The 14,635-nt window shown below is 52.9% G+C and carries 12 protein-coding genes; 7 read left to right on the top strand and 5 right to left on the bottom strand.

What is annotated here, in order from left to right:
- Positions 1–72: 72 nt before the first annotated feature.
- Positions 73–2,916 carry a phosphoenolpyruvate carboxylase gene (ppc, locus tag Hfont_RS08690; RefSeq protein WP_112991994.1) on the bottom strand — a complete coding sequence of 948 codons (2,844 nt, stop codon included), beginning with the start codon at positions 2,914–2,916 and terminating at the stop codon, positions 73–75.
- 227 nt (positions 2,917–3,143) lie between these two features.
- Between ppc and hemC the strand changes: the two genes are divergently transcribed.
- The 5 genes from hemC to ppa all read left to right on the top strand — a co-directional run bounded on the left by hemC (position 3,144) and on the right by ppa (position 8,009).
- The gene (gene hemC, locus Hfont_RS08695) at positions 3,144–4,097 is read left to right on the top strand and encodes a hydroxymethylbilane synthase (protein ID WP_112992425.1); all 954 of its coding nucleotides are present in this window, start codon (positions 3,144–3,146) and stop codon (positions 4,095–4,097) included.
- A complete protein-coding gene (locus tag Hfont_RS08700; RefSeq protein ID WP_241523057.1) occupies positions 4,072–4,872 on the top strand; it encodes a uroporphyrinogen-III synthase in 801 nt (266 codons plus the stop codon). The genes hemC and Hfont_RS08700 overlap by 26 nt, the downstream gene beginning before the upstream one ends.
- Complete coding sequence (locus Hfont_RS08705) at positions 4,869–6,035, top strand: uroporphyrinogen-III C-methyltransferase (protein ID WP_181666440.1); 1,167 nt, start codon at positions 4,869–4,871, stop codon at positions 6,033–6,035. The genes Hfont_RS08700 and Hfont_RS08705 overlap by 4 nt, the downstream gene beginning before the upstream one ends.
- Positions 6,036–6,112: 77 nt before the next feature.
- The gene (locus tag Hfont_RS08710; protein ID WP_112991996.1) at positions 6,113–7,309 is read left to right on the top strand and encodes a heme biosynthesis protein HemY; all 1,197 of its coding nucleotides are present in this window, start codon (positions 6,113–6,115) and stop codon (positions 7,307–7,309) included.
- Positions 7,310–7,469: 160 nt separating this feature from the next.
- Positions 7,470–8,009, top strand: coding sequence for an inorganic diphosphatase (gene ppa / locus Hfont_RS08715; RefSeq protein WP_112991997.1), 540 nt, complete (start codon positions 7,470–7,472; stop codon positions 8,007–8,009).
- A gap of 125 nt (positions 8,010–8,134) precedes the next feature.
- Here the strand turns inward: ppa and Hfont_RS08720 are convergent, their stop codons facing one another.
- Positions 8,135–9,172, bottom strand: a complete 1,038-nt coding sequence (locus tag Hfont_RS08720; RefSeq protein WP_112991998.1) for a serine/threonine protein kinase — start codon at positions 9,170–9,172, stop codon at positions 8,135–8,137.
- Positions 9,173–9,322: 150 nt separating this feature from the next.
- Positions 9,323–10,579 (bottom strand): GNAT family N-acetyltransferase, encoded by a 1,257-nt coding sequence (locus Hfont_RS08725; protein WP_112991999.1) that lies wholly within the window; start codon positions 10,577–10,579, stop codon positions 9,323–9,325.
- An 85-nt stretch (positions 10,580–10,664) separates the two neighbouring features.
- On the opposite strand from Hfont_RS08725, the gene Hfont_RS08730 reads away from it, so the two are divergent.
- Together Hfont_RS08730 and Hfont_RS08735 are read left to right on the top strand one after the other, a co-directional pair.
- Positions 10,665–12,278: an NAD+ synthase gene (locus Hfont_RS08730; protein ID WP_112992000.1), complete on the top strand. Its 1,614-nt coding sequence runs from the start codon at positions 10,665–10,667 to the stop codon at positions 12,276–12,278.
- A gap of 97 nt (positions 12,279–12,375) precedes the next feature.
- Positions 12,376–12,714 carry a P-II family nitrogen regulator gene (locus Hfont_RS08735; protein ID WP_112992001.1) on the top strand — a complete coding sequence of 113 codons (339 nt, stop codon included), beginning with the start codon at positions 12,376–12,378 and terminating at the stop codon, positions 12,712–12,714.
- Between the two features lie 91 nt (positions 12,715–12,805).
- Here the strand turns inward: Hfont_RS08735 and Hfont_RS08740 are convergent, their stop codons facing one another.
- Together Hfont_RS08740 and trxB are read right to left on the bottom strand one after the other, a co-directional pair.
- Positions 12,806–13,447 carry a Smr/MutS family protein gene (locus tag Hfont_RS08740; protein ID WP_112992002.1) on the bottom strand — a complete coding sequence of 214 codons (642 nt, stop codon included), beginning with the start codon at positions 13,445–13,447 and terminating at the stop codon, positions 12,806–12,808.
- A gap of 125 nt (positions 13,448–13,572) precedes the next feature.
- Positions 13,573–14,520 (bottom strand): thioredoxin-disulfide reductase, encoded by a 948-nt coding sequence (gene trxB, locus Hfont_RS08745; RefSeq protein ID WP_112992003.1) that lies wholly within the window; start codon positions 14,518–14,520, stop codon positions 13,573–13,575.
- Positions 14,521–14,635: the final 115 nt, after the last annotated feature.

Genomic DNA, 14,635 nt, shown 5'->3' on the forward strand with positions numbered 1-14,635 from the left:
AAGCGCATGCGCTTCCTTTTTTATTGGATAGGCTAATTGAATCACCGGGAAGGTGATCCAGAGAGAGAAAATTTAGCCCGTGTTGCGGAGACCGGCAGCAATCCCATTGATAGACAAATGAATCCCGCGACGCACGCGTTCATCGACTTTGCCATCGCGCATTTCAGTCCGATGACGTTTGATCAATTCAACCTGCAAGTGATTCAGCGGATCGAGATAGGCGAAACGGTTTTTGATCGAGCGTGCAAGTAAGGGATTATTGGCCAGTCGTTCTTTCTTGCCGTTGATAAGCGTCAGGCATGACGATGTGCGTTCGTGCTCGCCGACGATGCGTTTGAAGATACTGTTGCGCAGCTTCTTGTCGACCACCATTTCCGAATAGCGCGAGGCCACAGCCAGATCGGTTTTCGATAAAACCATATCCATGTTGGACAACAAGGTGGCAAAGAATGGCCATTCCGCGAACATCGCGCGCAGGATTGCCACGCGCTTGGCCTTGTTTTCACCTTGTGCCAGCCATTGTTCAATGGCGCTGCCGAAACCGTACCAGCCCGGCAGCAGCAAACGGCATTGGCCCCATGAGAAGCCCCATGGAATCGCACGCAAATCTTCAATGCGACGCGTGGCCTTGCGTGAAGCAGGGCGCGATCCGATATTCAGTTCCGAGATTTCTGCAATCGGCGTGGCCGAGAAGAAATAATCGGTGAAGCCTGGCGTTTCATAGACCAGATCGCGATACGCCTGATAGGCCAGCTCAGACAGTTCATCCATCACGTTTTCAAACTCGGCCAGCTTTTTCGTATGCTTGCTGTCCGATGGATGCGGCATCAGGCTGGCTTCCAGTGTGGCGGCAACCAGCAAGGCCAGATTGCGGCGACCAATTTCCGGATTCGAAAATTTCGACGCAATGATTTCGCCTTGCTCCGTCAAGCGTATCTGACCATTCACGGTGCCGGCAGGTTGTGCCAGGATCGCTTCATAGCTGGGGCCGCCGCCGCGACCGACGGTGCCGCCGCGACCATGGAACAGGCGCAATTTGACGCCTGCGTTGTTGAAGACTTGAACCAGTTGCGTCTCTGCCTTGTAGAGTTCCCAGTTCGACGTCAGGAAGCCGCCATCCTTGTTGGAATCGGAATAGCCGAGCATGACTTCCTGCAAGTCGCCCTGTTTCGCGATCAGTTTTCTGACCAGCGGAATCGCCATCACCTGTTCCATGATGGTGGCTGCCAGGCGCAGATCGGGAATGGTTTCAAATAGTGGAATGACCATCAACTCGCCGGCACCGGCAGAACCATGATTCGCTTCGGTCCGCAACAGTCCGGTTTCGCGTTGCAACAGCAATACTTCGAGCAGATCGGATACGGTCTCAGTATGCGAAATGATGTAGTTGCGGATTGCGCGCGAGCCGTAACGCTGGCGAATGTCTTGTGCCGTGCGCAAGATTGCCAGCTCGGAATTGGTTTCGTCGGAATAGTCGATGTACGGTGAATACAGCAGGCGCGGTTCATTGAGCTCTGCCAGCAGCAATTCGATTTTCTTGTCTTCCGGCAGCGAAGCGTAAGCGGATTCGACTTGTGCGCGATTAAACAATTCGCCCAATACACGTTCATGTACGTCCGAGCTCTGACGCATGTCCAGTGTGGCCAGATGGAAGCCGAAAATTTCCGACGCGCGCAGCAGATTCGCCAGGCGCGGTTTGATCAAGGCGTCGCCATGACGCGCTTTCAGCGAATCGACCAGAATCAGCAGGTCGGACGAGAACTCGGTGGCCGCCTGATATGGTTTTCCCGGGCCCACTTCCTGACGCAGAATATTGATTGCACCAAAGGCGCGCGCAGTTGCGGCCAGTCGTGCATAGATGCCGATCAGTGCGCGGCGATATTGTTCGTCGGCGCGATGGGGCGAGGTGTCGGGCGACAATTCTGCCAAGGCGTTGACTTCCGGGCTGACGCCGGCAAGGAAGGTCGACACAGATAATTCCGCACCCAGTGCATGCACTTCTTCCAGGTAGAAATCGAGAATGGTCGTCGATTGACGTGCCAGCGCAAGTTGCATGGTGTCGGCATTGACGTTGGGGTTGCCATCGCGATCGCCGCCTATCCAGCTGCCCATTTGCACATAGGAAGGCAGATCACGGTAAGTATTGCCGCCACTACTGCGTTGCGGATACTGTTCTGCGATTTCGCCTTCGATATCTTCATACAGCGCTGGCAATTCGCGCAGGAAGGTCATGCGGTAGTACGACAGTGCGTTATTGATTTCGTCTTCGACGGTCAGCTTGGTATAACGCAGCAAACGGGTTTGCCACAAGGTCGTGACGCGTGCATGGATGCGTTCGGTATTCTCGGCGCGCTCCTTGGCCGTCATCGGCAGATCGCGCTGCGCCAGCAGACGTGCAATTTCGTGTTCTGCATCCAGAATACTTTTGCGTTGTACTTCCGTCGGATGTGCGGTCAGAACCGGAGCGATCAACGCATCCTTGAAGAACTTGCGTACTGCCGCACCGGTTACGCCGGCCCCGTGCAGTTTTTCCAGCGCGTAGGCAACGCTGCCTTCTTGCGGTGCCGAGCCGGCCAGCAAATGCGCACGACGACGACGATTGTGATGCTGATCTTCCGCGATATTCGCCAGATGTGAAAAATAGGAAAACGCACGTACGACGGAAATGGTTTGTTCCTTCGTCAGCTTCTTCAGCAATTTGTTCAGTTCTGCGCCGGCTTGCACATCGGCTTCACGACGGAAGCGTACTGCTGTCTGGCGTATGTTTTCGACTACCTGGAATACGGCCTCGCCTTGCTGATCGCGTAATACGTCGCCAAGCAGGCGTCCCAACAGGCGAATATCTTCCTTCAGTGGTGCATCTTTATTGGTCGATGGAGAAGTTGCGCGCGCAGGAGTTTTCAGTTGTTTTGCCATAGTCAAAGAATGCAATCAGCGTGTTAATGGTGATAAGAATGGAATGCCAAGTCTGCCGTGGAGAGGTGCATGCTAAAATTTCAAGAGTGTCTTAATCCAAAAACTGTGATGTCAGCGCGATTGTGCGCAGTCATCAAAACCGGCTGATTTGCAAAAAATTTGCTCAAAACGCATTTGCGTTTGAGCAGGTTTGCAAGTAGCCAGACAGAAAATCGAAAGAAGCCGTGCTGAAATTTCCACCTCCGAAAAAACTAGTCATTGCCTCGCGTGAAAGTCGTCTGGCCATGTGGCAAGCCGAGCATGTACGCGAAAAACTGGCCTTATTATATCCGCAGTGTTCGATAGAGATTCTCGGAATGACAACACGCGGCGATCAAATTCTTGATAGAACGCTGTCAAAAGTCGGCGGCAAAGGCTTGTTCGTCAAGGAACTGGAAGTCGCCATCGCCGAGCGGCGCGCCGATCTGGCCGTGCATTCGCTGAAGGATGTGCCTATGACTTTGCCTGACGGTTTTGCGCTGGCAACGGTGCTGGAACGTGAAGATCCGCGCGATGCGTTTGTCTCGAATGACTATGCGTCGCTGGATGAATTGCCGGATGGCGCAGTCGTTGGCACCAGCAGTTTGCGACGTCAGGCACAGATCGCGGTACGTCATCCGAAACTGGTGATACGTCCTTTGCGCGGCAATCTGGATACGCGCTTGGGCAAGCTGGACAAGGGCGAGTATGCGGCCATTATCCTGGCCGCAGCCGGCTTGAAGCGTCTCGGTTTGCCGCAACGCATACGCGCTTTCCTCGATCCGGAACAAAGCTTGCCGGCGCCGGGGCAGGGTGCCATGGGCATAGAGATTCATTCTGATCGCGCTGATTTGCAGGAATGGTTGGCACCGCTCAATCATCTGCCGACGGCGCAAGCGGTAACAGCCGAACGCACTGTTTCCAGAAATTTCGGTGGCAGTTGTCAGATTCCATTGGCCGCATTTGCGACGATAGATGGCGACACGATGCGCATGCGCGCAATGATTGCGACGCCGGACGGTACGCGCGTGGCGCGCGCCGATCTGGCCGGGTCTGCCGATGCACCGGAAATACTAGGCGGGCTGATCGCCGAAGTATTGCAGCAGCAGCAAGCCACCGCCATTCTGGCCTCCTGTCATGTCGGTGTTGACGGGGATGCCTGACGCTGGTTTGGGCGACGTCATCATCACGCGGCCGCTGGCACAAGCCGGTGTGCTGGCGCAGCGTGTGACGGCGCTTGGCCGTCACGCCATTATTTTCCCGTTGCTGGATATCCTGCCGTTGGCGGAGCAGGCTCCGCTACAGCGAGCATTAAGTGATTTGAGCGACTATGCGCTGATCGCCTTCGTCAGCCCGAATGCAATTGATGCCGCGTTTGCTGCACGTCCGGATTGGCCGGCCGACATACCGATTGCCGTGGTGGGGGAAGGCAGTCGCCAGGCATTGGCCAGGCATGGCGTGACTGGCGAGCACTACACCATCATCAGTCCGACCGATGCTGATCGTACTGATTCCGATACGTTATTGGTCGAACTGGATCTGGATGCCTTGCGCGGCAAGCAGGTCTTGATCGTGCGCGGTGAAACGGGACGGCCATTGTTGAGTGACGCATTGCGAGCAGTCGGTGTGCAGGTAACGCTGCTGGCTGCGTATCGCCGTGCCGCCCCGAAGTTTGACGATGCGCGCCGCAGCGAACTGAAACGTTTATTGTGTTGTCAGAACGACTGGATAGTGACCAGTTCGGAAGCTTTGCGTTTTTTTACCCAGATGGTTGCACAACTTGATATAACGGACGGCGTCGCAAAAATGCAACAGCAAAGAATAATCGTATCGCATATTCGCATCGCTGAAACCGCGCGGGCGCTGGGTTTCAGCAATATCACCCTTACCAGATCAGGCGACGACGGACTGTTAGCCGCGTTACAATCTCGCTCATGAACGATATGCCGACAACTCCAGAATCCACTCCGCAACCGAATTCGGCTGCGGCCCCCACCGCTACTGTCGTATTGGACGCCGAACCGTTGCGCAAGGAACATTCAGGCGCAGCCAAGCGCCAGGGATTGATTTACGCAGGTCTCATCGTGCTGGCATTGCTGGTGGTAGCGCAGTGGTGGGTATCACGCCAACAGCTTTCGGCCGTGCGTACCGAAGTCGCAAAGCGCATGCAAAGCGGCGATGCGATTAATACCGAGACCAAGGTCATCGTGAAATCCGCGCAGGAAACCATCACCGAATTGCAAGCCAAGGTGAATGTGCTGGAAAGCAAACAGGTAGAAGCACAAAGCCAGCAACTCGCGCTGGAACAGCTGTATCAGGATTTGTTTAAGAAGCGCGAAGACTGGGCATTGGCTGAGATTGAGCAAGTGCTGTCGACTGCCAGCCAGCAATTGCAGTTGGCCGGTAACGTCCAGGGAGCATTGATCGCGCTGCAAAATGCCGATGCGCGTCTGGCGCGTTCGGATACGCCGCAATTCGTCGTCGTGCGTCGTGCCATCGGCCACGATATTCAACGTCTGAAAGCCTTGCCTAGTCTGGATTTGACCGGCGTCGCATTGCGCCTCGATAGCGTTATTAGCCAAATCGATACGATGCCATTGCTGGCAGATGAAAAGCCTGCGATACCGGTTAGCGAACCAAAAAATCGTGCTGTGGCAGCCACAAGCAAAACAAAAAATTCCAAAACAGCAGTGCCAGCGGAACCGGAGGCCAGCAATGAATGGTGGCCAGTGGCAAAAGCCAGATGGGAAAGCTGGACCAGCGAAATGTGGGGCGAAATCCAGCAACTGATACGCGTACGCAGTGTAGAAACCTCCGATGCATTGTTGTTGTCGCCGACGCAGGAATATTACGCACGCGAAAATTTGAAATTGCGTTTGCTGAATGCACGCATGGCTTTGTTGTCGCGTAATGAATCGGCATTCCGCAGTGACATGATTGCGTCGCAGGACAGTATTGCCAAATACTTTGATACGCGTGCCAAGCAGACGCAAACTGCGCAAGCGATGTTGAAGCAAGTGCAGTCCAGCAATCTGGCGATCGAAATGCCTACGCTATCAGAAAGCCTGAATGCAGTCCGTAATTACAAAGCGAAACCTTGAGGCAGGCATCTTGCGATCAGTTCCAGGATTCGCCTCAACGTCAACTTCAATAACCATGATTGCCACCTGTTTTTAATATGCGCATATTTCTCTGGCTAGTCGCTTTGTTTGCCACCGCTATCGGTCTGGCAGTCGTGGCGCGCTTCAATCCCGGCAATGTGGTGTTTTTCTATCCGCCGTATCGGATTGATCTGTCGCTCAACTTTTTCTTGCTGCTTGCCGGCTTGCTGTTTTTCCTGATTTATCTGGTGCTGAAAACGCTGCGCGTTGCGCAAAGAATGCCGGGCAAGGTGGCAGCATATCGTCGTGAAAAACAGGAACGCAAAGGCAATCAGGCTTTGCGCGAATCCTTGAAAGCCTATTTCGAAGGTCGTTTCGGCCATGCTGAAAAAGCTGCGATGCGCGCCGTCGAGTCGCCGGATAACGCCGGCTTGGCCGCATTGATCGCTGCGCGGGCCGCACATCGCATGCAACAAACCGAGCGTCGTGATACCTGGTTAGCAACGGTAGAAGAAGATCAATCCTTGAAAACCGCGCGCTTGATGACAGCGATCGAATTGCTGGTCGATGAGCGTCAGCCTGAATTGGCTTTGGATGTCGTCAAGGAATTGAATGCCAACGGCACGCGCCACATTCACGCCTTGCGCATGGCATTGAAAGCCAATCAGCGCGCGAATAACTGGCCGGAAGTATTGCGTCTGGTCCGTACGCTGGATAAGAACAATGCCTTGCATCCAGCCTTGTCCACGCGTTTGCGCGAACTGGCGTATCAGGATTTGTTGAAGGATTCAGTCAACGATGCAGAGTCGATCCGCAATGTCTGGTGGAGCATCCCGGCGGAAGATCGCGTCAAGGCTTACATTGCTGCCTATGCTGCAGAAGCGTTTACCAAAAACGGCTTGCAGGATGAAGCGCGGGTGATTGTCGAGAAAGCGCTGGCAGTTGAATGGGATGACAGATTGCTGCGCGCGTATCGCGCTGCGGCAGCGACCGAAGGTTCGCCGGCCTTGCTGGCGCAAATCGAGCGTTGCGAAGAATGGTGCAAGAAGCATCCTAACGATGCCGAACTTGCGTTGACGCTCGGTACTTTGTGCCTGCGTCAGAATCTGTGGGGCAAGGCGCAACGTCAGCTGGAACAGGCTTTATCGGATGCCAGCGGATCACGCATGCTGCAGGAAGTCCATTTGAAGCTGGCGCAATTGCATGAAGCCTTGAATCACACCGAAGAAGCCGCTGCTCATTATCGTCAGTGCGCATTTGCGACGACCTTGTAGGTCGTCGTATTTTTTTAGCTTTACCAGCGTGATGGCATGCCGGCGCGATAGCTTGCCGGCAGCTTTTCAAATCCCCATGTCGCCTTGCCAGCCCGAGCAGGACGATGAAAGCGCTATAATTCAGGGTTTGCAAAATTCTTCCCACTTCTGAGAAAACAACATGAGTCTGAATCACGTTCCAGCTGGCAATGATTTGCCGAACGACTTTAATGTCATTATCGAAATCCCAATGAATGCCGATCCGGTCAAGTACGAAGTTGACAAGGAATCCGGCGCAATTTTTGTCGACCGTTTCATGAGTACGGCGATGCATTACCCATGTAACTACGGTTACGTTCCGCAAACTTTGTCGGATGATGGTGATCCGGTGGACGTGTTGGTGATTACACCTTTCCCGCTGTATCCAGGCGTGGTCGTGCGTTGCCGCGCGATCGGCATGTTGAAAATGACCGACGAAGCTGGTGGCGATGCAAAATTGCTGGCGGTGCCTATCGACAAGATTCTGCCTATCTACAGCCACTGGCAAAAACCTGAAGACATCAACGATCTGCGTCTGCAACAAATCCAGCATTTCTTTGAACACTACAAAGATCTGGAAAAAGGCAAATGGGTCAAGATCGAAGGTTGGGTCGGCCCGGATGAAGCCAAGGCAGAAATCATGTCTGGCGTCGAAGCGTACAAGAAAAACGCTGGTAAATAAGATTTGATTCGAAGATTCGAATTCACGTATTAGTGAAATAAAAAAAGCGCACCTCGGTGCGCTTTTTTATTTATTGCTTGATGCATTTGATTAATCTTGCCGCTACTCAGGGTCCCTCAGCGAGCTTAGCGGAACCAGACTGTATATGCGACGATCAGGCCGGCGACGATGACGCTGCAAGCCGGCCAGAACAGGCGTGAAGAATTAAAGTGAGGCGCGTTGGCCGGTTGCTCGATCTCGACGATGGACTTGGTCGTACGTTCGTTTTCTCTACGAGTACGCGTCAAATAACGTTTGATATCCAGCGCCATTTCATCGGCCGTCTGATAACGCTTATCGGCCTTTTTATTCATTGCCTTGACGACGATTTTTGAAAGCGCCAGTGGCACACCGCTTTCCACCATGTGCGGTTCGGGCGCAGCTTTGAATGCAATGTTATGTAGCAGCTTGTGCGTATCGTCGCTTTGAAACGGTTTGCGGAAGGTCAGCATTTCATACATCACTGCACCCAGCGAATAGACGTCGGTACGTGCATCTGCGCTCAGGCCAAGTGCCTGTTCGGGTGACATGTAATTGGGAGTGCCGAGAATATTGTCTTGGAAAAGTGTGTGTGGCGCGTCTTCTTTTTGCGGCAGGTCCGAAATTCTGTTCGGTGTACGCGCAATGCCGAAGTCCACAATTTTTGGCTGGTGATCAGCTACCAGGAAAATATTCGCCGGCTTGATGTCTCTGTGTACGACACCATGTTTGTGCGCGTGATCCAGCGCATCGGCAATCTTCCAGGCAATCGAGGCAACGTCGTCTGGCGTTAAGCGATGACCGGCATCGAGCAATTTGTTTAATTCACGACCTTGCAAGTATTCCATTGCGATATAGGTCGAATCACCTTCGCTGGACGCTTCATAGATCGTGACGATATTGGAATGCGCCAGACGACCTGCGGCCCGCGCCTCATTGATGAACTGTTGTTCGTGCTGTTTTCTCTCCACCGGCGACAAACGGCTGCGGAAAGTTTTGATCGCTACGGCTCTATCGATGATCGGATCGTGACCCAGATAAACCACACCGATAGAACCGCGACCGAGCTCATGCTTGACTGCAAAGCGTCCTATACGAACCAGCTTGGTTTGTGGGGTCAGGGGGAGGGTAGCTATAAATGTCATCGTGTTGGTAGCATGCCTTGGCGTTGGAAATATGACAAGCTTTTGATGATGAAAATTTGCGGCTTGAACATTTTTTACAACCCGGTTTTTAACCGTGTTTTAAGCTCGGCTTATATATCGCCATTTTATTTTCCCATTTCTAATGTCTTGTTATAGCTTGAATGGATTGCGTTCATTCAATTCATCCATATACGACTCTATGCCACCGGTTTCTCGTTTCAGGAATTCTTCTATGGCATCGGAAAACGCCGCATGTGCCAGCCAATGTGCAGACCAGGTTTTTTGCGGCAGGAAACCTCGCGCCATTTTGTGTTCGCCCTGAGCGCCACCTTCGAAGCAAGCCATCTTGTTGGCGATACAGAATTCCAGCGGCTGATAATAAGCAGTTTCAAAATGCAGGCAATCGACGTGTTTCAGCGCGCCCCAATAACGGCCAAATACATTTTGCTCATCATGAATCAGCAAGGATGAGGCAATCGCCTGGCCATCCTGTTCAGCAATGATCAACAAGATGTTCTGCGGCATCGTTGCGCCTATGCGCTGAAAGAAATCCAGATTGAGATACGGCGTTGAGCGATGGTCGGCGTAAGTGTGATCGTAGCAGCGCTTGAAGAAAATCCAGTCGTCCTCGGTGGCAGCATGACCTGAGACATGGCGGAAAGTTACGCCTGCATCATGCACCTTGCGGCGCTCGGCGCGGATATTCTTGCGCTTCTTGCGTTCCAGAGTTTTGAGGAAGGCGTCAAAATCCTTGTAGTCGGCATTGAGCCAGTGAAACTGCACGCCGGTACGCAGCATAAAGCCGGCCTCACGTAATATTTCGGCTTGTGCTTGTGGCGGATAAAGGATGTGCGTGGAAGAAAAGGTATTGCTCTCTTGCACTGTCGTAAGTGCCGCGATCAAAGCCCTCGTGGCCTCCGCATCGTGCGCCAGCAGACGGCTGCCTGTCACCGGCGTGAATGGAATGGCCGACAGTAGCTTCGGATAGTATTCAAGGCCGTTGCGCTCATAGGCATCGGCCCATGCCCAGTCGAACACGTACTCGCCGTAGGAGTGGCTCTTGACGTACAGTGGCAGCGCGGCGACCAGATCACCGCCAGCCTTGTCGTCATTTGCGCGCCATATTGTCAGGAATTGCGGCTGCCAGCCGGATTTTCCTGAAGCACAGCCGCTTTCATGCAAGGCATTCAGGAAAGCGAATGACAAAAAGGGATTGGCTTCGGCTTGCGCTTGAACCAGTGCATCCCATTGGGTTTGGCCGATTTCAGACAGAGCGGAAACGATACGCGTGCGATAATTAGTAGACGCGTTGAAAGATGCGTTGGACGATTCGTGTGCAGGCTCGCTGGAAGATTCGGTGCTTGAGTCATCCGACGTTTCGTTCACAGGTGATTTAGCTTTATTCATGCATTAGCCAGCTTCACGCTCTTTCATTTTCTGGAATTTTGTTTTCGAATTTCATTATTGAATTTCATCATTTATTACTCTAGCCATGACAGTAAAAGTCGCCATCGCGCAAATCAACAGTACCGTCGGTGATCTGGCCGGCAATCGCGCCAAAATTGCCGAGTTCTCACGCCGCGCCGCTGCACAAGGTGCAGACATCGTTTTGACGCCAGAATTATCGCTGGTCGGTTATCCGCCCGAGGATTTGTTGCTGCGCGATTCATTCTACGCAAAAACCGCGCAGACGTTGGACGAGCTCGCGGCCGATTTGGCGAATTTGAAGGACGTGCATGTCATTGTCGGGCATCCGGTTGAAAAGGATGGCCTGCGCTTCAATGCCGCATCGGTTTTGCTCAACGGCCATATCAGCGGCAGCTATTACAAACATGATTTGCCAAATGCGACGGTGTTTGATGAGAAGCGCTATTTTTTATCCGCCGATCTGCCGCTGGTCTTCGACGTCAAAGGCACCAAATTCGGTATCAATATTTGCGAAGATACCTGGTTTTCACACGCACCTGCGCGCGCGGCGGAAGCGGGTGCGCAAGTGTTGCTGGTGCCGAATGGCTCGCCCTTCCATATGAACAAACAGTATTTGCGTGTCGATGTGATGCACGCCAATGTGACCGTGCACGGCATGAGCCTGGTGTATGCGAATCTGGTTGGTGGTCAGGATGAATTGATTTTCGACGGTAATTCTTTTGTGCTGGATCAGCAAGGTGCGATGCGCGCGCAATTGCAGCATTGCGTAGAAGACTTGCAAATCATCGAATTCAAGGATGGCCAGCCTATCAACGGCACGATCATCGAAGAAAGCTCAGTCGAAGCACAAGTCTACAAAGCCCTGGTATTGGGTGTGCGCGATTACATAGGCAAGAATGGTTTTCCGGGCGCACTGATAGGCATGTCCGGCGGCGTCGATTCGGCATTGACGCTGGCCGTTGCGGTAGATGCGCTGGGTGCAGATAAAGTGCGCACCATCATGATGCCATCGCCGTACACAGCAGAAATTTCCTGGATAGATTCGCGCGATATGGTCAAGCGCGTTGGCGTACGTTACGACGAGATCGGCATCAGTGATTGTTTTGATGCATTCAATCGCACGCTGGCCGACGAATTCAAGGGTTTGCCGCAGGACACGACTGAAGAAAATATTCAGGCACGCATACGCGGCACTATTTTGATGGCGCTGTCGAACAAACATGGTTCAATAGTGCTGACGACTGGTAACAAGAGTGAAATGGCGGTTGGTTATTGCACCTTGTACGGCGACATGGCGGGCGGCTTTGCTGTGCTGAAGGATATTGCGAAGACGCTGGTGTATCGCTTGTGCGCATACAGGAATACTGTTTCCGATGTGATTCCTGATCGTATCCTGACGCGTGCGCCTTCGGCAGAACTGCGTCCGGATCAAACCGATCAGGATTCATTGCCGCCTTATGAAATTCTCGATGCCATCATGCAGATGTACATGGAAGAAAATCAAAGCGGCGCAGAAATTATCGAAGCCGGTTATCGCAAGGAAGACGTCGCGCGCATCACGCATCTGATCAAGATCAATGAATACAAACGTAGACAGTCGCCGGTGGGTATTCGCGTCACGCATCGCGCCTTTGGGCGCGATTGGCGTTATCCGATTACATCCAAATTTCGCGAATGATGGCAGAATAAATAAAATGTATCAGTGAATGTCGGTCACAGCGTAGACTAGATACCTAAACAAACAGCTCAAGTAAGCTTTAATTCAAGGAGTTTTGATGAAACAAATTACCGCCATTATCAAGCCATTCAAACTCGACGAAGTGCGCGAAGCATTGGCCGACGTCGGCGTCACCGGTTTGACCGTGACAGAAGTCAAAGGCTTCGGTCGCCAAAAAGGGCATACCGAGTTATATCGCGGTGCAGAATATGTGGTCGACTTTTTGCCTAAGGTCAAAGTCGAAGCAGTGGTCGATGATGCGGTAGTCGAACAAGCCGTAGAGGCCGTCATCAAGGCCGCGCGTACCGGTAAAATCGGCGACGGCAAGATTTTCGTTCAGTCAGTGGAACAGGTAGTGCGTATTCGTACCGGTGAAACCGGCGTTGACGCGGTATAAATCTGCAGTCTGTTGGTACCCCGGGTTTGCTGTAAAACCGAACTCGGGTTCTCACTTCTCATCATGGGTTTGCCGGCAGGCTCAGCGTTTGTTAGCTTGCTCTCAACAACACAACCAAAGCGCCAGCACCGCCGTCGGCCGCTTTGGCCTGACAAAATGCGAGGACTTCGTCCTTTTGCACCAACCAGTTGCGCACCTTGTTTTTCAGTACGGGTTCTTTGTTGATAGACCCTAATCCCTTGCCGTGAATGACGCGCACACAGCGCAGGCCGCGCTTGATCGCCTCGCGCAAGAACTCTCCCAGCGCTTCGCGTGCTTCGTCAGTACGCAAGCCATGCAAATCAAGCTGGCTTTGAATCACCCAATGGCCGCGCCGTAATTTGCGTACGACGTCCTGACCTATGCCATTGCGCGCGTAGCTTAATGCTCCGTCGGTTTCCAGCAGGGTTTCTATCGTGAATTCGTCGGACAGCGATTCCCGCAATGCGGCCTGTTCATCAGCCAGATGCTGGCGAGCGATAGGGAGCGGCTTGGTGGTGCTGACGTTTAACTTGTTGGATGGCGTGAGCGGTGCGACTACACCTATGCTGCGGCGGAACAGATCTGCTTCCAGTTGCGCAGTTTTCTCTTCCTGTATGCGCTTTTCTTCGGCGGCTTTACGTGTTTCTTCCCTGGACTTTAAATCCTTTTGCAGCGATTTAAGTCCGGCGAAATCCTTGATGGAAGCAGACATGAGGGGTGTTCCTGAATAATCCGGTTAAAGCGCACAAGAGCCTGCATTTGGCAGGTCCTTGTGTGCTTTAAATTTGGCATCGTAAAAAAGTATCGTAGCGACTTGGTTAGCGACTACCTTTACTTTTAGCCTTCCAGATAGCGTTGCGCATCCAGTGCGGCCATACAGCCGGTGCCGGCACTGGTAATGGCCTGGCGATAGATGTGATCTTGTACGTCGCCAGCGGCAAATACACCAGGAACGCTGGTTGCAGTTGCCATGCCTTCGAGACCGGTTTTCGTCTTGATGTAGCCGTTATGCATATCGAGCTGGCCTTCGAAAATGCTGGTATTCGGTTTGTGGCCGATGGCGACGAAGACCCCGTGCAACTTGATATTCGTGACTGCATCGCCTGCAGTCGACTTGATCTTGATGCCGGTTACGCCGCTGTCGTCGCCGGTAACTTCTTCCAGCGTGTGGTTCAGTTTCAGCTCGATCTTGCCTTCGGCAACTTTTGCCATCAGGCGGTCGACCAAAATCGGTTCCGCACGGAATTTGTCGCGTCTGTGAACGAGTGTGACTTTTTTCGCGATGTTCGACAGGTACAAGGCTTCTTCGACTGCAGTATTGCCGCCGCCGATAACCGCCACGTCCTGTTCGCGATAGAAGAAGCCATCGCAAGTTGCACAAGCGGACACGCCTTTGCCCATGAATGACTGTTCCGATTCCAGACCCAGATACTGCGCCGATGCGCCGGTCGCAATGATTAGCGAATCACAGGTGTATTCGCCCATGTCGCCGATCAGGCGTATAGGTTTTTCATCCAGCTTGGTGGTGTGGATATGGTCGAAGATGACTTCAGTATTGAAGCGCTCTGCATGCTGCAACAGACGTTGCATCAATTCCGGACCTTGCACGCCCAGCGGATCGCCCGGCCAGTTTTCCACGTCGGTGGTGGTCATCAATTGACCACCTTGTTCAACGCCGGTAATCAATACCGGTTTGAGGTTGGCACGCGCGGCATACACTGCTGCGCTGTAACCGGCGGGGCCGGAACCAAGAATTAAAACGTGGGCATGTTTTGCGGTAGGCATGAATGATTAATCGTCAAAGTGTGAATAAATGAGGCATAGACCGGTAAAAATCGCGTGCCACTGGCTGATATATGTTGCCACGGCATCAAATTTCAACCTGTCCTTGAATTATTGG

Source organism: Herminiimonas fonticola, from assembly GCF_003293745.1.
GTDB lineage: Bacteria > Pseudomonadota > Gammaproteobacteria > Burkholderiales > Burkholderiaceae_D > Oxalicibacterium > Oxalicibacterium fonticola.

What these genes read in the sequence shown, in the direction of transcription:
- ppc (WP_112991994.1), bottom strand. Translation starts at nt 2,916, where the DNA reads ATGGCAAAACAACTGAAAACTCCTGCGCGCGCAACTTCTCCATCGACC.
- Hfont_RS08700 (WP_241523057.1), top strand. Translation starts at nt 4,072, where the DNA reads ATGTCGGTGTTGACGGGGATGCCTGACGCTGGTTTGGGCGACGTCATC.
- Hfont_RS08705 (WP_181666440.1), top strand. Translation starts at nt 4,869, where the DNA reads ATGAACGATATGCCGACAACTCCAGAATCCACTCCGCAACCGAATTCG.
- Hfont_RS08710 (WP_112991996.1), top strand. Translation starts at nt 6,113, where the DNA reads ATGCGCATATTTCTCTGGCTAGTCGCTTTGTTTGCCACCGCTATCGGT.
- ppa (WP_112991997.1), top strand. Translation starts at nt 7,470, where the DNA reads ATGAGTCTGAATCACGTTCCAGCTGGCAATGATTTGCCGAACGACTTT.
- Hfont_RS08720 (WP_112991998.1), bottom strand. Translation starts at nt 9,172, where the DNA reads ATGACATTTATAGCTACCCTCCCCCTGACCCCACAAACCAAGCTGGTT.
- Hfont_RS08725 (WP_112991999.1), bottom strand. Translation starts at nt 10,579, where the DNA reads ATGAATAAAGCTAAATCACCTGTGAACGAAACGTCGGATGACTCAAGC.
- Hfont_RS08730 (WP_112992000.1), top strand. Translation starts at nt 10,665, where the DNA reads ATGACAGTAAAAGTCGCCATCGCGCAAATCAACAGTACCGTCGGTGAT.
- Hfont_RS08735 (WP_112992001.1), top strand. Translation starts at nt 12,376, where the DNA reads ATGAAACAAATTACCGCCATTATCAAGCCATTCAAACTCGACGAAGTG.
- Hfont_RS08740 (WP_112992002.1), bottom strand. Translation starts at nt 13,447, where the DNA reads ATGTCTGCTTCCATCAAGGATTTCGCCGGACTTAAATCGCTGCAAAAG.
- trxB (WP_112992003.1), bottom strand. Translation starts at nt 14,520, where the DNA reads ATGCCTACCGCAAAACATGCCCACGTTTTAATTCTTGGTTCCGGCCCC.